The organism is Micromonospora sp. NBC_01405, from assembly GCF_045040155.1.
Lineage (GTDB): Bacteria > Actinomycetota > Actinomycetes > Mycobacteriales > Micromonosporaceae > Micromonospora.
Map to the genome: position 1 here is coordinate 5,891,254 of NZ_CP109532.1, position 20,223 is coordinate 5,911,476.

Annotated in this window: 13 protein-coding genes; 6 read left to right on the forward strand and 7 right to left on the reverse strand. The window is 73.8% G+C overall.

Annotation, left to right across the window (positions count from 1 at the left end):
* The first annotated feature begins 27 nt into the window (after window positions 1–27).
* Window positions 28–4,323, forward strand: a complete 4,296-nt coding sequence (locus tag OG559_RS25530) for a non-ribosomal peptide synthetase (protein WP_405108009.1) — start codon at window positions 28–30, stop codon at window positions 4,321–4,323.
* Here the strand turns inward: OG559_RS25530 and OG559_RS25535 are convergent.
* Window positions 4,278–5,273 (reverse strand): DMT family transporter, encoded by a 996-nt coding sequence (locus OG559_RS25535; protein WP_405108012.1) that lies wholly within the window; start codon window positions 5,271–5,273, stop codon window positions 4,278–4,280. The two genes, OG559_RS25530 and OG559_RS25535, sit on opposite strands and share 46 nt — an antisense overlap.
* Here OG559_RS25535 and OG559_RS25540 point away from each other — a divergent pair.
* Complete coding sequence (locus OG559_RS25540) at window positions 5,272–6,684, forward strand: PLP-dependent aminotransferase family protein (RefSeq protein WP_405108015.1); 1,413 nt, start codon at window positions 5,272–5,274, stop codon at window positions 6,682–6,684. The two genes, OG559_RS25535 and OG559_RS25540, sit on opposite strands and share 2 nt — an antisense overlap.
* Window positions 6,685–6,715: 31 nt before the next feature.
* On the opposite strand, the gene OG559_RS25545 is transcribed toward OG559_RS25540, so the two are convergent.
* The 4 genes from OG559_RS25545 to OG559_RS25560 all read right to left on the reverse strand — a co-directional run bounded on the left by OG559_RS25545 (window position 6,716) and on the right by OG559_RS25560 (window position 10,627).
* Entirely contained in the window at window positions 6,716–7,588 is an 873-nt protein-coding gene (locus OG559_RS25545) for a DUF6892 domain-containing protein (protein WP_396672845.1), read from the reverse strand.
* A gap of 113 nt (window positions 7,589–7,701) precedes the next feature.
* Complete coding sequence (locus tag OG559_RS25550; protein WP_387017821.1) at window positions 7,702–8,514, reverse strand: ABC transporter ATP-binding protein; 813 nt, start codon at window positions 8,512–8,514, stop codon at window positions 7,702–7,704.
* A 29-nt stretch (window positions 8,515–8,543) separates the two neighbouring features.
* Window positions 8,544–9,569, reverse strand: a complete 1,026-nt coding sequence (locus tag OG559_RS25555; protein ID WP_405108018.1) for a FecCD family ABC transporter permease — start codon at window positions 9,567–9,569, stop codon at window positions 8,544–8,546.
* Entirely contained in the window at window positions 9,566–10,627 is a 1,062-nt protein-coding gene (locus tag OG559_RS25560) for a FecCD family ABC transporter permease (protein ID WP_396673056.1), read from the reverse strand. The genes OG559_RS25555 and OG559_RS25560 overlap by 4 nt, the downstream gene beginning before the upstream one ends.
* A gap of 116 nt (window positions 10,628–10,743) precedes the next feature.
* On the opposite strand from OG559_RS25560, the gene OG559_RS25565 reads away from it, so the two are divergent.
* The 4 genes from OG559_RS25565 to OG559_RS25580 all read left to right on the forward strand — a co-directional run bounded on the left by OG559_RS25565 (window position 10,744) and on the right by OG559_RS25580 (window position 18,038).
* The gene (locus OG559_RS25565; RefSeq protein ID WP_405108021.1) at window positions 10,744–11,775 is read left to right on the forward strand and encodes an ABC transporter substrate-binding protein; all 1,032 of its coding nucleotides are present in this window, start codon (window positions 10,744–10,746) and stop codon (window positions 11,773–11,775) included.
* A 1-nt stretch (window position 11,776) separates the two neighbouring features.
* Window positions 11,777–12,634, forward strand: a complete 858-nt coding sequence (locus OG559_RS25570; RefSeq protein ID WP_405108024.1) for a siderophore-interacting protein — start codon at window positions 11,777–11,779, stop codon at window positions 12,632–12,634.
* Window positions 12,635–12,768: 134 nt separating this feature from the next.
* Entirely contained in the window at window positions 12,769–14,307 is a 1,539-nt protein-coding gene (locus OG559_RS25575) for a pyridoxal phosphate-dependent decarboxylase family protein (protein WP_405108027.1), read from the forward strand.
* Between the two features lie 44 nt (window positions 14,308–14,351).
* A complete protein-coding gene (locus tag OG559_RS25580; protein WP_405108030.1) occupies window positions 14,352–18,038 on the forward strand; it encodes a GNAT family N-acetyltransferase in 3,687 nt (1,228 codons plus the stop codon).
* A gap of 157 nt (window positions 18,039–18,195) precedes the next feature.
* On the opposite strand, the gene OG559_RS25585 is transcribed toward OG559_RS25580, so the two are convergent.
* Window positions 18,196–18,894, reverse strand: coding sequence for an aspartate/glutamate racemase family protein (locus tag OG559_RS25585; RefSeq protein WP_405108033.1), 699 nt, complete (start codon window positions 18,892–18,894; stop codon window positions 18,196–18,198).
* The gene (locus OG559_RS25590; RefSeq protein WP_405108036.1) at window positions 18,891–20,216 is read right to left on the reverse strand and encodes an NAD(P)/FAD-dependent oxidoreductase; all 1,326 of its coding nucleotides are present in this window, start codon (window positions 20,214–20,216) and stop codon (window positions 18,891–18,893) included. Before OG559_RS25590 ends, OG559_RS25585 begins: the two co-directional genes overlap by 4 nt.
* Window positions 20,217–20,223: the final 7 nt, after the last annotated feature.

Consider the following 20,223-nt stretch of genomic DNA (forward strand, 5'->3'; position numbering starts at 1 on the left):
GCCGACGCACCGGCCCCCGGTTACCCGATGTCCTTCGAGCAGGAGTCGATCTGGCTGAACGACCAGTTCCAGGAGGGCACCTCCCGGTACGTCGAGTCGTGGGCGTACCGGCTGCGCGGCGCGCGGATCGACCCGCCCGCCGCCCAGCGGGCACTCACCGGGATCGTGGCCCGGCACGAGGCGCTGCGCAGCCGCCTCGCCCTGGTCGAGGGAGAAGCGTGGCAGGCGGTGCTGCCGCCGGCCCCGGTCGAGCTGGACGTCCGTCAGGTGAGCCCGCACGAACTGCCCGCCGCCCAGGTCGCGGCGGCGACCCGGCCGGTGCCCCTGGACCGGCCACCCCTGCTGCGGGGGACGCTGCTGCAACTGGCCGAGGACGACGCGGTCCTGGTGGTGGCGATCCACCACGCGGTGCTCGACGGCTGGTGCTTCAGCCTGCTGGACACCGAGTTCAGCGCCCTCTATCGGGCCGCGCTGGACGGCACGGAACCCGGGCTGCCCGCCCTTCCCCTCCAGTTCGGCCCGTACGCGCAACAGCGCCGCCGAGCGGGCGCAGGCGACCGCAGGGAATCCGTGAAGTACTGGCGGGAGACGTTGCGCGGGGCACCGCCGGAGTCTTCCTTCCCCACCGACAGGCCCCGGCCCGCGATTCTCGGAGCGCGCGGTGACCGCGTCGAGTTCACCCTGGACGAAACGCTCGGCACCGGCATCCGCCTGCTCGCCCGCAGGGCCAGGACCACGCCGTTCACGGTCCTGGCCACGGCGCTGACCGCACTCATCTCCCGGCTGTCCGGGGTGGACGACGTGGTGATCGGCACGCCCGTCTCCCGCCGGGACGACGAGATCCTCGAACCGATGATCGCCTGCCTGACCGACATCATGCCGCTGCGCCAGCGGGTGCCGGCCGACGTGTCCTTCGCCGAGTTGACCGCCCGGACGAAGGAGCAGGTGTGGGGTGCCGTCGCGCACCGCGACGTGCCCTACTCGCACCTGGTTCGCGAGCTGGAGGTCGAGCGCTCGCCGAGCCGCTTCCCCCTCTTCCAGGTGGTCATCGGGCTGGACGACGCCCCTGCCCCGGCTCTGGAACTGCCGGGCGTGACCGCCGAGCGGCTGTACCTCCACCCGGGTACGGCCAAGTACGACATCTTCCTGCACCTGGTGCCCGCGCGGGGCGGATTCGACGGCTTCCTGGAGTTCTCCACCGACCTCTTCGGCCGTGGCGCCGCCCAGCGCCTGGCGGAGCGTCTGCGGACTCTGCTGACCGAGGCCGTCGCCCATCCCGAACTGCCCCTGCGTGAACTGGACATCCTGCCGGCCGCCGAACGCCGGCTGATCCTCGAAAGCTGGGTGCCCGGGCCCGCCGCCCCGGCCGGACCGCCCCTCGCGCACGAGACCTTCGCCGCCCAGGCCCTCCGCACGCCCGACGCCCCGGCGGTCGTACACGGGGACCGGGTCCTGTCCTACGCGGAGCTGGACCGGGCGGCGGACGCGGTGGCGGCACACCTGGTCGCGCGGGGCGCGGCCGGGCGTCCCGTGGGCGTCTGCCTGCGGCGCTCCCCGGAGCTGGCCGTCGCGGTCCTGGGGGTGCTCAAGGCCGGCAGCGCCTGCCTGCCCATCGACCCCGCGTACCCCCCCGACCGGATCGCCTACCTGGCAGCCGACAGCGGGATCCGGGTCGCCCTGGTCCAGCAGGACCTGGCCGGGCTCCTCCCCGACACCGTCGAGACGATCTCCCTGGACGACCTGCCGGCCGTACCCGAAGCAGACCTGCCCGTGGCGGCGCCCGCCGACCTCGCTTACCTGATCTTCACGTCCGGCTCCACCGGCCGTCCCAAGTGCGTGGCCATGCCGCACCGGGCCCTGGCCAACCTGCTGGCCTGGCAGCGAACCCGCTCCCTCGCGGGGTCCGGCACCCGGACGTTGCAGTTCGCCGCGCTCAGCTTCGACGTGGCCTTCCAGGAGTTCTTCAGCACCTGGGCCACCGGGGGCACCCTGGTCATGGTCGACGACGAGACGAGGCGCGACCCCGCCCGCCTCCTCGACCTGCTGGCCGCCGAGCGCGTCGAGCGGTTGTTCCTGCCGTTCGTCGCACTCCAGCAACTCGCCGAGTACGCCTGCGCCACCAATCGCCCGGCGGCCACGCTCCGGGAGGTCGTCACGGCGGGGGAGCAACTGCACGCCACGCCCGCCCTGCGGGAGTTCTTCCGGCGGTGGGCGCCCGGCGCGGTGCTGGAGAACCAGTACGGCCCGTCCGAGACGCACGTGGTCACCGCGGAACGCCTGGACGCCGACCCCGACACCTGGCCCGACCTGCCGCCCATCGGCCGCCCGGTGGACGGCACCCGGGTCATGCTGCTGGACCGGCGGCAACAGCTCTGCCCGGTGGGCGCGGTGGGGGAGATCTGCGTCGGCGGCCGGGCCCTGGCCATCGGCTACCTGGGGCGCCCGGAGCTGACCGCGCAGAAGTTCATCCCGGACCCCTTCCATCCGGGCACCCTGCTCTACCGCACCGGCGACCTGGCCCGGTACCTGCCCGACGGGCGGATCCAGTGCCTGGGCCGCCTGGACACCCAGGTCAAGATCCGCGGCCACCGGGTGGAGACAGAGGAGGTCGCCGCCGCCGTCCAGGCCGTGCCCGGGGTGGCCCACGCCGCCGTGCTGGCCCGGGACGCCGTCTCGGGGGGCAAGCGCCTGGTCGCGTACTACCAGCCGGCCGCCGGGGCCGCCCTGCCACCGGACGTGCTGCGCCGGACGCTGGCAGCGCGGCTGCCGGAGTACCTGGTGCCGTCGGTCTGCGTGCCGGTGGAGACGTTCCCGCGCACGTCGAGCGGCAAGCTGGACCTGGCCGCGCTGCCGCCGCCGGACGAACTGGAGGAGGAGCCGGCGGACTCGTACGTGACGCCGGGGACCCCCACCGAGAAGAGCATCGCCGGGATCTGGCGGGACGTGCTGGGTACGGCCCGGATCGGTGTTCACGACGACTTCTTCGCCCTGGGCGGCCACTCGCTGCTGGCCACCCGCCTGATGCTGCGGCTCCGGCAGGAGCTGGGGGTGGAGATCCCGCTCGGGGCCCTGGCGGCGTCGCCGACCGTCGCCGGCCTTGCCGCGCTGGTCGACCGCGATCGGACACCTGGGCGGGAGGATGCCGTGCGGGATCTCGACCTGGCCGCCGAGGTCGAGCTGCCGGCCGACATCGTCCCGGCCGGCGAGACGATCCGGGTGGCGCAGGATCCCGCTCACGTGCTGCTCACCGGTGCCACCGGGTTCCTCGGCGCGTTCACCGTGCGCTCGCTGCTGGACCGTACCCGTGCCGTGGTGCACTGCCTGGTGCGCGGCGCGGACCAGGAGCAGGCCGCGGCGCGGCTGCGCCGGGTCATGGAGGGCTACGGCCTCTGGGACGGCCGCGACGAGCAGCGAATCGTCACCGTCCTCGGCGACCTGGCGCGGCCCCGCCTGGGGCTGTCCGACGACGCCTTCGACGAGCTGGCCCGCCGGGTGGACGCGGTGTACCACGTGGGCGCTGCCGTGAACCTCTTCGCCCCGTACGAGCAGCTCAGGGCCAGCACGGTGGACGGCACTGCCGAGATACTGCGGCTGGCGGCCCGGCACCGCAGCGTGCCGGTGCACCACGTCTCCACCGTCGGCGTGTACGCGGGGCACGGGGACCACCCGATCGGCCCGGAGCATCCCACGGGTCCGGCGGAGTACCTGGTGCACGGCTACACGCGGAGCAAGTGGGTGGCCGAGGGGCTGATCGAGGCCGCCCGCGCCCGGTCCCTGCCCGCCACCGTCTATCGGCCCACCCGCATTGCCGGGCACAGCCGTACCGGCGCCTGCCAGCGCGGCGACTACCTGTGGCTGCTGCTCAAGGGCTGCGTCCAGGCCCAGACCGCGCCCGCCGGAGTGGACGCCGCCTTCGACCTGGTGCCCGTGGACTACGTCAGCGACGCCATCGTCATCCTGTCCCGGCAGCCCTCGGCGGCCGGCCGCACCTTCCACCTGGCCGCCGGGCGGCTGCTGCGGCTGGACACCGCGCTGGGCTGGCTGCGGTCCCGGGGCTACGCGCTGCCCGAGGTCGACCCGGGGGAGTGGCTGGACCGGATCGGAGCCGACCCGGGCAACGCGGCGTTCCCGCTGCTGGGCACGCTGGCCGCCGAGCTGGAAGGGGCCGGCTCCGAGGGCGGCCTGGTCTTCGACCCCGACGCCACCGACGCCGCCCTGGCCGGCTCCGGCGTGTCCCGCCCCGAGGTGGACGAGGCGCTGTTCGGCACCTACGTCGACTACTTCACCCGCACCGGTTGGCTCCCGGGGACAGTGGAGCGCTGATGCGGGCCGGGAGCGCTTGCGGGTCGGTTCCCGCGATTCCTGGCTCGAACGGCGAGGAGCGCACAGCCGATAACCGCGATGCCGCCGAGGATCGTGGGCCAGGCCAGGTGCTCGTGCAGGAGGAGAGCGGCCCAGCAGATGCTCATCACCGGCTGGGTCAACTGCACCTGGCTGACCTGCGCCATCGGTCCAATGGCCAGGCCCCGGTACCAGGCGAAGAACCCGAGGAACATGCTCACCACGGCGAGATAGGCGAACGCGCCCCACTCGATCACCGAGCCCGTCGGCGGCTGCTCAACGATCGAGACGCCGGTGAGCACGATCATCAGCGGGGAGGCCAGCACGAGGGCCCAGGAGATGGTCTGCCACGAACCCAACTCGCGGGACAGGAGCCCGCCCTCGGCGTAGCCGATCGCGCACACGATGACGGCGGCGAACAGCAGCAGGTCGGACCGGTGCAGCCCGGCGAGGCCACCGCCCTGGATCGCGGCGAACACCACGGCCGCGATCGCGCCGATCCCTGCGGCGACCCAGAACGGGGTCCGGGGCCGCTCGCGACCCCGGATCACGGCCATCACGGCTGTCGCGGCGGGCAGGAGCGCGATGACGACCGCCCCGTGGCTCGCGGGTGCGGTGGTGAGCGCGTACGAGGTCAGCAACGGAAACCCGACGACCGCGCCACCGGCGACGACCGCTACCCGGGCCCACTGGGTGCCGCGCGGCCTCTGCTGCCGGGTCAGCCACAGCGCGGCTGCGGCGAGGAGCGCCGCGATGACGGCGCGCCCGGAGCCGACGAACAACGGTGACATGTGCCCGCCTCCGACCGCGACGCGGGTGAACGGCACCGTGAACGAGAACGCCGCGACACCGAGCAGACCCCACCACAGCCCGGCATGAGCCTGCGGTAGCGGTGGCGACGAAACTAGAGTAGCGCTATCATCAGTCTTCATGTTCGACGGTAGCAGTCAGCGGATCCTGGGTGAACTGCGCAGCTGGGTGGCGGCGGCTCCCGCCGGGGCGCGGCTGCCCTCGACGCGGGCCCTCGTAGCGCGTCACGGGGCGAGCCCGGTGACGGTGCAGAAAGCCTTGCGGGCGCTGGTCGCGCAGGGGCTCGTGGAGGCCCGGCCGGGCGTGGGCACCTTCGTGCGGGCCGTCCGCACGGCCCGACCGAACGATTACGGGTGGCAGACCGCCGCACTCGGTTCCCCGCCGAACCGCAGGGCGCAGGCGTTCACGGCGCTGCGCACGACACCCAACGATGTGATCGCCCTGCACGCGGGCTACCCCGACAGGGAACTCCTTCCCGAGAGACTGGTGCGGTCAGCGTTCGCACGTGCCACCCGCAGCGATGCCGCTGTCGGGCGACCACCGGCCGCGGGGCTGCCGGAGTTGCAGGCGTGGTTCGCCACAGAACTCGGTGCGGTCACCCCGCCCGGTCTCGCACCCCCGGCCGCGAGCGATGTGATTGTCCTGCCCGGTAGCCAGAGCGGGTTGAGCACGATCTTCCGCGCACTCGTAGGAGCTGACCGGCCCGTGCTCATCGAGTCGCCCACCTATTGGGGCGCGATCCTGGCCGCCGAGCAGACCGGCGTGCAGCTCGTGCCGATCACCAGTGGCCCCCACGGCCCGGACCCCGACGAACTCGACCGCGCGTTCACCCAGACCGGGGCGCGAGCGTTCTACGCCCAGCCGAATTTCGCCAACCCCACCGGAGCCCAGTGGTCGCCGGACCTCGCCGACCGGGTGCTGGGCATCGTGCGCGAGCACGGTGCGTTCCTCATCGAGGACGACTGGGCCCACGACTTCGGGATCACCGCCGAAGCCGCGCCGCTGGCCGCGCGCGACGACGGGGGGCACGTCGTCTACCTGCGGTCGCTGACCAAGAGCGTGTCACCGGCCATCCGCGTCGCCGGGCTCGTCGCACGCGGGCCCGCCCGCGACCGTATCCTCGCCGATGCGCAGGCCCAATCCATGTACGTCAGCGGCGTCCTGCAAGCCGCCGCCCTCGAGGTCGTCACCCAGCCCGCCTGGCGTACCCATCTGCGCGGACTGAGACATCAACTTGCCGCGCGCCGCGACCTCCTCGTCGGCGCGCTGCGCGAGCACGTGCCTGACTCCCACCTCGACGCGGTGCCGCACGGCGGACTGAATCTCTGGCTTCGACTGCCCGACGACACCGACCTGATGCGCCTGGCCCGCGACTGCGAGGCAGCGGGTGTCCTGGTCGCGGCTGGAGGCGACTGGTTTCCTGCCGAACCCACCGGCCGATACCTGCGCCTGAACTACTCCGGCCCCAACCCCGGCGCTTTCCCCGACGGAGCACGAGCCATCGGACAAGCCCTCGCGGCGCAGCACAGATAGGGCAACGCCCGGCGCTGCCCACCTCGCTGCTTCAGTCCGCCTCGCTGACCGTGACGCCACGCGCTCGCAGCTGCGCGATCTGGTGCTCGGGCAGTACGGCGAGCGGGGTGATTTTCAGCTCGCGCAGGTTGCGCAGCGCCTCTACGCCTGCCAGCGATCGGATGCGGAACTCGTCGGACTCGCCGTCCCACTGCTCCCACACCATGTGCGCCGTGTCGTGCCCACCCCCGAGCCAGCTGAGGGATTCGACGGTGTCGAGCGCCGCCTGGGGTATCACGACCGTCATCAGCCGGGCCAGGTTGCCTTCGTCGAACTCGAACCCGTCGAAGAAGTACGTCGGCGGCAGCTCGACCGAGCCCATCAATCTATCGAGCACTGCCAGCTTCAGGATCGGATCACTGAATGGTGCCGCCGCCTTGACCGGGTCTGGCAGGAAGTTGTCCACCTGGACTCCGCGCGCGGCCAGCGCCGCGAGCACCTCGTGGCCCGCTGGGCGCAGCACGGCCGCACAGCCGATGTGCACCCGCTTGAGCTGATCGCAGGCCAGCAGCGGGGTCAGGTCCGCGTCCGGCGGCACACCGACCCACAGCAGCTCCAGCGCAGGCAGCGCGGTGAGCGGTCCGAGATCACTGACCTCGGACTCGCGCAGGTACAGGTTGTTCACTTCCGGAAAGCCCTCGATGCCGGTCAGCGACCGGATCGTGCCGTCGGCGCCGTCCGGCAGCGCGTCCCACAGATCCGCCTCGTCGGTCCAGGACGCCTGATCTGCGCCCGCCAGGACTTCCAACGCGAGCACCTCGGCATACCGGGCTTTGAGCTCCTCGACCGAACGTTCGCGGATCTTGGCGACCGCGTCGTTGAGATAGTCGGCCTCAAGCAGGGCCAAGTGCAGGCAGGGATCCACGCGGGCAACCTACCTGACCATTCGGGCTGTATCCCGCCGGAGGCGCGTGCCTGCGCTCTGAGCCTCTAAGGATGAACCTTGAGGGTCGAGTGTCGGCGTCCGGCTGTCTCTGCTCAGCGGCGTACCGCCGACGGGCGCCGCGCGGCGGGGACGACCAGTGGCCCGCCCGTCTCCGGGTCGTCGATGACCCGGCAGGGCAGCCCGAACACCCGCTCCACCAGTTCGGCGGTGACGATCTCCCGGGGCGCTCCGGCGGCCACCACGGCGCCGTCGCGCATCGCGATCAGGTGGGTGGCGTACCGGGCGGCCTGGTTGAGGTCGTGCAGCACCGCGACCAGCGTGCGCCCCTGCTCCTCGTGCAGGCTCGCGCACAGGTCGAGCACCTCGATCTGGTGGGCGATGTCGAGGAACGTGGTCGGCTCGTCGAGCAGCAGCAGCTCGGTCTGCTGGGCCAGGGCCATGGCGATCCACACCCGCTGCCGCTGCCCGCCGGACAGCTCGTCGACCAGCCGGTCGGCGAGGTCGGCCACGCCGGTGGCGGCCATCGACTCGTCGACCACCCGCTCGTCGTCGCGGGACCACTGCCGCAGCAGGCCCTGGTGCGGGTACCGGCCCCGGGCCACCAGCTCGGCGACCGTGATGCCGTCGGGGGCGATGGACGACTGCGGCAGCAGCCCGAGGGTGCGGGCGACCCGGCGGGCCGGCTGGGCGTGGATGTCCCGCCCGTCGAGCAGCACCGTGCCGGCGGCCGGCCGGAGCATCCGGGCCAGGGCCCGCAGCAGGGTGGACTTGCCGCAGGCGTTCGGTCCGATGACGACGGTGAACGACCGGTCGGGGACGGCGACGCTGAGCCGCTCGGTGATGGTCCGCTTGTCGTACGCGAGGGTCAGGCCGTCGCCGCTGAGCCGGGGGGTGCCGGGCTGCATCAGGGGTGCTCCAGTCTTCAGGTCGCCGGTCACAGCCGGCCCGCCTTGCGTTCCGTGGCCAGCAGCCACACCAGGTAGCCGCCGCCGAGTGCGCCGGTGACCACGCCGACGGGGAGCTGGTGCCCGGTGAAGGCGCGCTGGGCGACCAGGTCGGCGGCGACCAGCATCGCCGCGCCGAGCGCCATGGCGGCGGCCAGGTTCGGACCGGGCGCGCGGGTCAGCCGGCGGGTCAGGTGCGGCGCGGTGAGCGCGACGAAGTTGACCGGCCCGGCCGCGGCGGCGGCGACGGAGACCAGCAGCACCGCCGCGACCAGCAGCACCGTGCGCAGAGCCCGCACCGGTACGCCGAGCGCGGCGGAGGTGTCGTCGCCCAGCTCGGTCATCCGCAGCGCCGGCCCGCAGCCGAACAGCACCACCGGGACCAGTACCGCCAGGGTGCCGGCGAGCGGGACGGCCTGCGCCCAGCCGCGCCCGTCGAGGCTGCCGGTGAGCCACAGGACGGCGCGGGCGGCGTCCATGAGCTGCGCCCGGGTCAGCAGCCAGCCGTTGACGCCGGTGAGGATCGCGGCGACGCCGATGCCGGCAAGGATCAGCCGGTGGCCGTGCGCGCCGCGCGCCCAGGCCACCGCCCACAGCAGCAGGCCGGTGGCCAGGCCGCCGACCACGGCCGCGCCGGCCAGGGCGAGGGTGCTGCCGCCGACCACCACCACGACGAGTGCGCCGGTGGCCGCGCCCTGGGTGACGCCGAGGATGTCGGGGCTGCCGAGCGGGTTGCGCACGAGGGCCTGCAACACCGCGCCGCCCAGGGCGAGGGCGGCCCCGACCAGCAGGGCGGTGACCAGCCGGGGCAGCCGCAGCTCGCCGATGATGAAGTTCTCGGCCGGGGTGCCGCCCCCGGTGAGGGTGCGCAGCACGTCGGCGGGGCCCATGGGGTAGTCGCCGCCGCCGATCGACAGCACGCCCAGGGCCAGCGCGGCCAGCGCGCAGCCGAGGCCGACGAGCAGGGCCCGGGCCCGGAACCGCACCGACCAGTGGCGTACCCGTACGACGGTCACGACCGCACCGCCCGGGTGCGGGTGACGAGGTGCAGGAAGAGCGGGCCGCCGAGCACGGCGGTCATGATGCCCACCTGGATCTCGCCGGGGCGGCCGAGCACCCGGCCGGCCACGTCGGCGCCGAGCAGCAGCACCGGGGCCAGCAGCGCGCAGGCCGGCAGCAGCCAGCGCAGGTCCGGCCCGGTCAGGGCGCGGACCAGGTGCGGCACGAGCAGCCCGACGAAGACCAGCGGCCCGCAGGCGGCCGTGGCGGCGCCGCAGAGCAGGGTCACCGCGACGACGACGGCCGCCCGGGTCGCGGCGGGCCGGGCGCCCAGGGCCCGCGCCTGGTCGTCGCCGAGCGCGAGGGCGTTGAGCGGCCGGGCCGTGGCGAGGGCGATCACCAGCCCGGCCGCCGCGAACGGCAGCACCCGGACCACGGTCGCCAGGTCGGCGCTGGCCAGCGAGCCGACGGTCCAGAACCGCATCTTCTCCAGCGAGGCCGCGTCGAGGAGCATCACCGCGCTGACGTACGAGTAGAGGGCCGCGTTGAGCGCCGCCCCCGCGAGGGCCAGCCGGGCCGGGGTGGCGCCCCGGCCGCCGCCGACGGCGTACACGAGGGCGGTGACGGCCGCCGCGCCGGCCAGGGCGAACCAGACGTACCCGTCGACGCCGGTGACGCCGAGGAACGCGGCGGCGGTGGCCACGGCCGCCGACGCGCCGGCGTTGATGCCGAGCAGCCCGGGGTCGGCGAGGGGGTTGCGGGTGACCGCCTGCATGATCGCGCCCGCCACCCCGAGCGCCGCGCCGGCGATCAGGCCGAGCAGGGTGCGTGGCAGCCGCATCTGCCGCACCACGGCGTGCGCGGGGGAGTCGGCGTCCCACAGCCCCTGCCAGGCCTCGGCGAGGGTGAGCTGCTTCGCGCCGACCGCGAGGCTGATCGTGGCCACGGCCGCCAGCAGCAGGAACGCGGCCAGCAGCCCGGCCAGGCGGGCCGCGGGCCGGCCGCGGCGGGGCGGCGGGGGTGGGGGCGTCGACGGCGGAGCGAGGGCGGTCGGCGACGAGTCGATGACGGACAGTGCAAGCTCCTGTGTGGGTAGGAATCGACCGACGACGCTGTTGACAAGGACTTAGGTTAGGGTAACTTAACCTCGCACTTGGTCATCAGACCACCCCGGAGTGGAAAGAAGTCGTCATGCCCGTACCCGTGTCCCGTCCGCGTCTGACCCGCCGCGGCCTGCTCTCCGCCGGCGGCGCGCTCGCCATCGGCGCCCTGCTCGGCGGCTGCGGCGGCAAGGACGACGAAGCCTCCTCGCCGGCCGCCGGAAGCGGCCCCTGGTCGTTCACCGACGACCGGCCCGAGAAGGTCACCCGGGACGCCACCCCGAAGCGCGTCGTCGCCTTCACCGGCGTCGCCGCCGCCCTGGTCGACTTCGGACTCGACGCCCAGCTCGTCGGGGTCTTCGGCGAGACCACCCGCGCCGACGGGTCGAAGGAGCCGCAGGCCGGCGACCTCGACGTGGGCAAGGTGGCCGTGCTCGGCAACGCCTGGGGCGAGTTCAGCATCGAGAAGTACGCCGCGCTCAACCCCGAGCTGCTGGTCACCCACATGTACGACCCGGGCGCCTTCTGGTACGTCCCCGACGAGAGCCGCGACAAGATCCTCGGCCTGGCCCCCACCGTCGCGATCAAGACCGCCCGGGTGCCGATGAACCGCCCGATCGAGCGGTACGCCGAGCTGGCCGCGTCCCTCGGCGCCGACCTGAAGGCGAAGAAGGTCACCGACGCCAAGGCCCGGTTCGAGGCCGCCGCCGAGTCCGTCCGGCAGGCGGTCAAGGCCAACCCCGGGATCAAGGTGCTCGCGGCCTCCGGCAGCCCCGACCTGTTCTACGCGTCCAACCCGAAGGTCAGCACCGACCTGATGTACTTCGCCGAGCTGGGCGTCGACATCGTGGTGCCGACCAAGCTGGAACAGGGCGACTACTTCGAGGCCCTCAGCTGGGAGAACGCCGGCAAGTTCCCGGCCGACCTGATCCTGCTGGACAACCGCACCACCGCCCTGCAACCGGCCGACATGGCCAAGAAGCCCACCTGGGCCCAGCTCCCGGCGGTCAAGGCCAACCAGGTCACCCCGTGGGACGCCGTGCCGCGCTTCTCGTACGCCGGCGCGGCCCCGCTGCTGGAGAACCTCGCCAAGGCGATCGCCGCCGCCAAGAAGGTGAGCTGAGTTGGCCAGCGTCACACTCGACCCGGTCGCCACCCGGTTCCGGTTCTACGAGGCGCGGGTCGTGCGCGCCCGCCGCCTCGGCCCGACCATGACCCGGATCACCCTCGGCGGCCCGCAGCTCACCGCCTTCGCCGGTGGCGGGCGCGACCAGAGCGTCAACCTCTTCCTGCCCCACCCCGGGCAGAGCGCCCCCGTGGTGCCGGTCGACGCCGGCGACGACTGGTTCGGCCGGTGGCGGGCCCTCGACCCGGCCGTCCGTGCGGTGATGCGCTCGTACACCGTCCGCGCCCAGCGCCCCGAGGCCGGCGAGGTCGACATCGACTTCGTCGGCCACGGCGACACCGGCCCCGCCTCCCGGTGGGCCGGCCGGGCCCGCCCCGGCGACCAGGTGATGCTGCTCGGCCCGACCGTCGCCGACAACCGCGCCGTCTGCTTCCGGCCGCCCGTCGACGCCGACTGGATGCTGCTCGCCGCCGACGAGACCGCGCTGCCGGCCGTCGGCGCCATCCTGGAGTGGCTGCCCGCCGGGACCCGCGCCCGCGCCTGGATCGAGGTCCCGCACGTCGCCGACATCCAGGACCTGCCCGCCCCGCCCGGGGTCGAGGTGACCTGGCTGGTCCGGGGCACCACCCCGCCCGGCTCCGGCCTGCTGCGCGACACCGTCCGCGCGGCCCGGCTGCCCGGCGTCGTCCCGTACGCGTGGCTCGCCGGGGAGTCCGCCACGGTCCGTGGCCTGCGCCGCCACCTCGTGCAGGAGCGCGGCACCGACCGCCGCCGGGTGGCCTTCTCCGGCTACTGGCGGTGCGGCATGTCCGAGGACGCCCTGCGCGGCGAGGCCCCCGCCGCCGCGGTGGCCTGACCGTGGCCGCGAGCGCCCCACCCGCCGGGGTCACCGACCGCCCGACCGTGGCCGCGAGCGCCCCACCCGCCGGGGTCACCGACCGCCCCCGCCCCACCGCCGGCCCCGAGCCCCACCGACCGTCGAGGAACCGCATGAGCATCCCGGGTCGTCCCGCTCCGGACGTGCCGCCCGCCACCGGCACTCCGGCGGGCCCCCGCGCCCACCTGTTGACCAACGGCACCGCCGAGCAGTACCGGCGGGTGCTGGCCGAGGGGATCGACCGGGTCAGCGCCCGGATCGCCAACACCGACCGCCCGTTCACCGGCGTCACCCCGGCCGCGCTCGCGCCGACCGTCGCCGCCGTCGACCTGGACCGCCCACTCGCCGACCCGGCCGCCGCCCTCGACGAGCTGGAGGACGTGTACCTGCGCGACGCGGTCTACTTCCACCACCCCCGCTACCTGGCCCACCTCAACTGCCCGGTGGTGATCCCCGCGCTGCTCGGCGAGGCCGTGCTCACCGCCGTGAACTCCTCCCTGGACACCTGGGACCAGAGCGCCGGCGGCACCCTCATCGAGCGCCGCCTGATCGACTGGACGGCCCAGCGGATCGGCCTCGGCCCCGCCGCCGACGGCGTGTTCACCAGCGGTGGCACCCTGTCCAACCTCCAGGCACTGCTGCTGGCCCGGGAGGAGGCGTGCGCCCGCACCGCGATGCCCCGCCGTGAGCTGCTGCCCCGGCTGCGGGTGATCGCCTCCGGCGCCGGCCACTTCAGCGTGCAGAAGTCGGCCAGCCTGCTCGGCCTCGACGCCGACGCGGTGATCGCCCTGCCCACCGACGCCGACCGCCGGATGTGCCCCGACGCCCTGCACGCGGAGCTGGCCCGCTGCCACGCCGACGGGCTCACCGTGATGGCGGTCGTCGCCACCGCCGGCACCACCGACTTCGGCTCCATCGACCCCCTCGACGCCATCGCCGACCGGTGCGCCGCCGCCGGGGTACGGCTGCACGTCGACGCCGCGTACGGCTGCGGGCTGCTGGTCTCGCCCACCCGGCGGCACCTGCTCGCCGGCATCGAACGCGCCGACTCGGTGACCGTCGACTACCACAAGTCGTTCTTCCAGCCGGTCTCCTCCAGCGCCCTGCTGGTCCGCGACGGCGAGGCGCTGCGGCACGCCACCTACCACGCCGACTACCTCAACCCGGCCCCCCGGGCGACGGGGGAGCAGCTGCCCAACCAGGTCGACAAGAGCCTCCAGACCACCCGCCGGTTCGACGCGCTGAAGCTCTGGCTAACCCTGCGGATGATGGGCCCCGACGCGGTCGGCGCGCTCTTCGACGAGGTGATCGACCGGGCCGACGGGGCGTGGCGGCTGCTCGCCGGCGACCCCCGCTTCGAGGTGGTCACCCGGTCCGCGCTGAGCACCGTGGTGTTCCGCTACCTGCCCACCGGGCCGGCGGCGGTGCTGGCCGACGACGCCAACCGGTACGCCCGCGCGGCCCTCGCCGCCTCCGGCGCGGCCGTCGTCGCCGGCACCAAGGTCGACGGCCGGCAGTACCTGAAGTTCACCCTGCTCAATCCCGAGACCACGCTGGACGACGTGGCGCACGTCGTCGACCTCATCGCCGAGCACGCCGGCCGGTACGCGCACGAGCGGGCCACCGCCGTCACCCCCTGCCCCGTCGGCTGACCGCGAACGTGCCCACCCCCCGACCCCGCGCAGAAAGCGAACCCATGTCCACCCACGACGTCATCGCCGTCGGGCTCGGCCCGTACAACCTGGGCCTGGCCTGCCTCACCGAGCCGCTGACCGACCTGGACTGCCTGTTCCTGGAGGCCCGGGACTCCTTCGACTGGCACCCCGGGATGCTGCTGGAGGCCGTCCGGTTGCAGACCCCGTTCCTGGCCGACCTGGTCACCCTCGCCGACCCCACCTCGCCGTACTCCTTCCTGAACTGGCTCAAGGAGTCCGGGCGGCTGTACCAGTTCTACATCCGCGAGCGGTTCCACCCGCTGCGCAGCGAGTACAACGCGTACTGCCGGTGGGCGGCGGCGAAGCTGGCCGGGGTGCGCTTCGGCCACCGGGTCACCGCCGTCACCCACGAGGCCGACGACCTGTACACCGTGCACGTGACCGTCACGGCCACCGGGGAGACCGTCACCCACCGGGCCCGGTACCTGGTGCTCGGCACCGGCACCCCGCCGCACGTCCCGGCCGCCTGCGCCGGGCTCGACGGCGACGTGGTGCACTCCTCGGCGTACCTGGAGAACCGGGCCGCCCTGCGGGAGAAGGACAGCGTCACCGTGGTCGGCTCCGGGCAGAGCGCCGCCGAGATCTACCACGACCTGCTCGGCGACATCGACACGTACGGCTACCGGCTGAACTGGGTCACCCGCTCGCCCCGGTTCTTCCCCCTGGAATACACCAAGCTCACCCTGGAGATGACCTCCCCCGACTACGTCGACTACTTCCACGCCCTGCCCGAGCCCACCCGCTACCGGCTGGAGGCCGAGCAGAAGGGGCTGTTCAAGGGCATCGACGCCGACCTGATCAACGAGATCTACGACCTGCTCTACGCCAAGAGCGTGCCCGGGCCGGTGGACACCCGGCTGCTCACCAACACCGAGGTGACCAGCGCCCGGCACGACCCGGCCACCGGCGAGTACACCCTCGGGCTGCGCCACGTCGAGCAGGAGGGGGAGTTCTCCCTGGCCACCGAGGGCCTGGTGCTGGCCACCGGGTACCGCTACGCGGTGCCGGACTTCCTCGACCCGGTGCGTCACCTGCTGCGCTTCGACACCCACGGCCGGTTCGACGTGGGCCGCGACTACAGCGTCGACCACGCCGGCCGGGTGTTCCTCCAGAACGCCGGCACCCACACCCACAGCGTCACCTCGCCCGACCTGGGCATGGGCCCGTACCGCAACGCCGTGATCATCCGTGAGCTGCTCGGCCGCGAGCACTACCCGGTCGAGCGGCGGATCGCGTTCCAGGAGTTCGGCGTGCCGGCAGGGGGTGGGTGCGTGACCGAGGTCGTGCACACCCGCACCGACCCCCGGCTGGGTGACTTCGCCCTGCGTACCCTCGACCCGGTCGCCGACGCCGCGCTGCTGCACTCCTGGGTGACCCATCCGAAGGCCGCGTTCTGGCTGATGGCCGACGCCGACGTGGCCCGGGTCGCCGCCGAGTACGCGCGCATCGCCGCCGACGAGCACCACGACGCGTTCGTCGGGCTGTGGCGGGGCGAGCCGGCCTTCCTCGTCGAGCGGTACGACCCGGCGCGCGTCGAGCTGGCCGGCCGCTACCCGGCCCGCCCCGGCGACGTGGGCATGCACTTCCTCTGCGCGCCCGCCGACGCCCCGGTCTCCGGCTTCACCCGGGCCGTCATCACCACCGTCATGGACTGGCTGTTCGCCGACCCGGCGCACCGCCGGGTGGTGGTCGAGCCGGACGTGCGCAACACGGCCGTGCACGCGCTGAACGCCGCCGTCGGCTTCGTCCCCGCCGGGCCCCTCGCCGTGCCCACCAAGACGGCCCTGCTCAGCTTCTGCACCCGCGCCCAGTTCGCCGCCGCCACCGGCCCGGCCCCGACCAGCAGCGAAGGACAGACCACCGTGGACCCCCAGGACGCCGTCGCCCACCTCACCCCCGACACCTGGGCGCGGGCCAACCGGCTGCTGGTCCGCAAGGCGCTCGCCGAGTTCGCCCACGAGCGGCTGCTCACCCCCCAGCCCCTCGGCGGCGTCGCCGCCCCCGGCGAGCCGGGGGAGTACGAGGTGGCCAGCGACGACGGCGCCGTGACCTACCGGTTCGCCGCCCGCCGGCTCGCCCTCGACCACTGGCGGATCGACCCGGACAGCATCACCCGCCGCCGCGACGGCGCGGAGCTGCCCCTGGACGCCCTCGACCTGTGCGTGGAGCTGCGCGGCGCGCTCGGCCTCACCGACCGGGTGCTGCCCGTGTACCTGGAGGAGATCACCTCCACCCTGGCTGGGTGGGCGTACAAGCTGGACCGGCCGGAGATCGGCGCCGCCGAGCTGGCCCGCGCCGACTTCCAGACCATCGAGACCCGGATGACCGAGGGCCACCCGGGCTTCGTCGCCAACAACGGCCGGATCGGCTTCGGCATCGACGAGTACCACCGGTACGCCCCGGAGGTCGGCCGGCCGGTGCGGCTGCTCTGGCTGGCCGCGCACCGCGACCACACCACCTTCACCTGCTCCACCGACACCGACGCCGACGCCCTGCTGCGCGACGAGCTGGGCGACGACGCGCTGGCCGGCTTCGCCGCCACGCTGACCGGGCTCGGCCTCGACCCGGCCGACTACCTGTTCATCCCCGTGCACCCGTGGCAGTGGTGGAACCGGCTCGCCGTCACCTTCGCCGCCGACGTGGCCGAGCGTCGCCTCGTCCTGGTCGGCCCCGGCCCGGACGAGTACCTTCCCCAGCAGTCCGTGCGCACCTTCTTCAACGTCACCCGCCCCGAACGGCACTACGTCAAGACCGCGCTGTCCGTGCTGAACATGGGCTTCATCCGGGGGCTGTCGGCGGCGTACATGGAGGCCACCCCGGCCATCAACGACTGGCTCGCCGACCTGATCGAGCGCGACGAGGTGCTCCGGGCCACCGGGCTGACGATCATCCGGGAGCGGGCCGCGATCGGGTACCGCAACCGCCGGTTCGAGGCGGCCACCGACCGGTACTCCCCGTACCGGAAGATGCTGGCGGCGCTGTGGCGGGAGAGCCCCGTCCCCGGTCTGGAGCCGGGGCGGCGGCTGGCCACCATGGCGTCGCTGCTGCACGTCGACTCGGCCGGCAGGTCGTTCGCCGCCGCGCTGGTCGCCGAGTCGGGCCTGCCGGCGGGGGTCTGGCTGCGCCGGTACCTCGACGCGTACCTCCTCCCGCTGCTGCACTCCCTGTACGCGTACGACCTGGCGTTCATGCCGCACGGCGAGAACGTCATCCTGGTGCTGCGCGACGGGGCGGTGCAGCGGGCGATCTTCAAGGACATCGCCGAGGAGATCGTGGTGATGGACCCGGACGCCGACCTGCCCGAGGCGGTGCGCCGCGTCCGGGCTGACATCCCCGACGACGAGAAGCTGCTGTCGATCTTCACCGACGTGTTCTCCTGCTTCCTGCGCCACCTCAACGTGGTGTTCACCGACGCGGGGCTGCTCACCGAGGAGGAGTTCTGGCGGGCGGTCGCGGACTGCGCGTGCGACTACGCCGACCGCGTCCCGCACCTGGCCGACCGGCTGCGCCGCTACGACCTGTTCGCCCCGGAGTTCACGCACTCCTGCCTCAACCGGCTCCAGCTGCGCAACAACGAGCAGATGGTGGACCTGTCCGACCCGTCGGCGGCGCTCCAGTTCGCCGGCACCCTGGCCAACCCCATCGCCCCGTACGCCCGCCGCCCCTGACCCCCCGCCCCCGCCCGTGCGCGCCGTCCCCGCCCCGGCGCTCGCTCTCCCGCTCTTTCACGGAAAGAGTGGCTATCCCGGCCGGAATGACCACTCTTTCCGTGAAAGAGCGCGCGGGTGCGGGGCGCGCGGGTGCGGGGTGGGGGGTGGGGGCGGGTCAGGGGTGGCGGGGGTATGGGTGGCGGGTGAGGGTGGCGTGCACCATGTTCGTGAGCGTGACGATGTCGAAGACCGGCAGCCCCAGCCGGGCCTGGATCGCGTGCGCGTACGGCACCAGATCGGTGCACTCGATGACCAGCGCGCCGAGGTCCGGGTGGGCCTCGGCGAGCCGGTCGACCCGGTCGAGCACCTCCCGTCCGAGCCGGTCCGTGTCGAGGTCGTCGCGGCGGCCCTCCATCATCACCTCGCGGAACTCCGGCTGGTCGGCCATGCCGGTGACCCGCACCGGCACCGACTCGGCGCCGATCGCGGCGAGGTGGCGCGGGGTCAGCGCGGCCTCGTCGGCGACCAGCAGCCCGACCGGTCGCCCGACCATCCGGTACACCATCGGGAGCTGGACCAGGCTGGACGCCCAGATCGACACCGAGAGGGCGACGGCCAGTTCGGCCTGGAAGAGCACCAGGAAGCCGCACGCGCCGGTGATCCCGGCGGCCCCGGCGGCCTGCAGTTCCTTCGCCGCCGCGACCACCGGCTCCAGCAGGGTCGGGTCGGCCTCCCGGACCAGCCGCTGCGGCGTCGCCCCCTCGATCACCCGGTAGATCACCGGGAAGTCGAAGGTGGTCGGGTTGCGGATGTGCCCGGGGACCTTCTCGAACGAGGTGTTCAGGCAGAGGATCCCGATCGGCGCGGCGGTCATCGCGTACTCCCAGGGGTCGGGCGGCGGCGCGGGAAGCGGCGCCGCCAGCGGTCCACGGCGAAGGGTGACAGGTCCAGCTCCGGGCGGACGCCGCCGACGAGCTGGGCGATCAGCCGCCCGCCGGCCGGCGCCAGGCCCATCCCGATGTGGCCGTGCCCGGCGGCGACACAGACGTTGCGGTACGCCCCGGCGCGGCCGAGCAGCGGCAGGCTGTCCGGGGTGCAGGGGCGCAACCCGCTCCACACCTGCACCCGCCGGTCGGTGTCCAGCCCCGGCAGGTACGACCGGACGGTGCGCACGATGCCGTCGACCCGGCGAGGTGAGACGGAGGTGTCCATCCCGGTCAGCTCCAGGGTGCCGGCGAGGCGCAGCCGGTCACCGAGCGGCATGACGGCGACCTTGCCCTCGCTGAGCAGGATCGGCAGCCGGGGCGGAGTCTCCGGGGCGGCGACGGTCACCGCGTAGCCCTTCGCCGGCTGGAGCATCAGGTCGAGGCCGAGCTTGCGGGCACAGGCCACGGACCAGATCCCGGCGGCGATGACCACCTCGGCCGGGCGCAGGTCCCCCCGGCTGGTACGCACGGCCCGGACCCGGTCGCCGGCCACCTCGAAGTCGAGGACCTCGGTGCGGGTGCGGATGTCCACGCCCATCTTCCGTAGCATCCGGGCGAACTCGACGAGGAACGCCGGGATGCGCAGCGCGGCGCCCTCGGCGTTGAGCAGCGCGCCGGCCACGTCGAACTCGACGTCCGGTTCGAGGCGGGCCAGCTCGCCGGGTTCGAGCACCCGCAGCGGCACCCCCCGGGCGACGGCCGCCGGCACCGAGCGGCGGGCCTGGTCGAAGCCCTCCGGGGTCTTGCAGGCCAGCAGCATGCCCTGGGCGGTGAGGGTGTCGGCGAGCGGGCCCGCCGCGCACACCTCGTGCAGGATGGCCAGGCTGCGCTGCTTGAGCGACAGCAGGATGTCGAAGGCGGCCCGGGCGTCGGTCTCGGTGCAGAGCCGGCGGAAGTGCCAGAGCCAGGCGAGCAGGGCCGGGTCCCAGCGGGGCCGGATGTGGAACGGGCTCTCCGGGTTCAGCAGGTAGCGCAGCCCCTTGGCCGGCACGCCGGGCTCCGCGAGCGGCGCGGAGCCCTGGGTGCCGACGAAGCCGGTGTTGCCAGAGGAGCAGGCCGCCGGGTCGCCGACCTCACCCCGGTCGACGACGGTGACCCGGTGACCGTCCCGGGCCAGGAACCAGGCGCAGAAGAGGCCGACGATGCCCGCGCCGACGACCACCACGTCGGGGTCGTCGCCGGGCGGGCGTGGCGCGGGCGTCGTCGACATCGCCGGG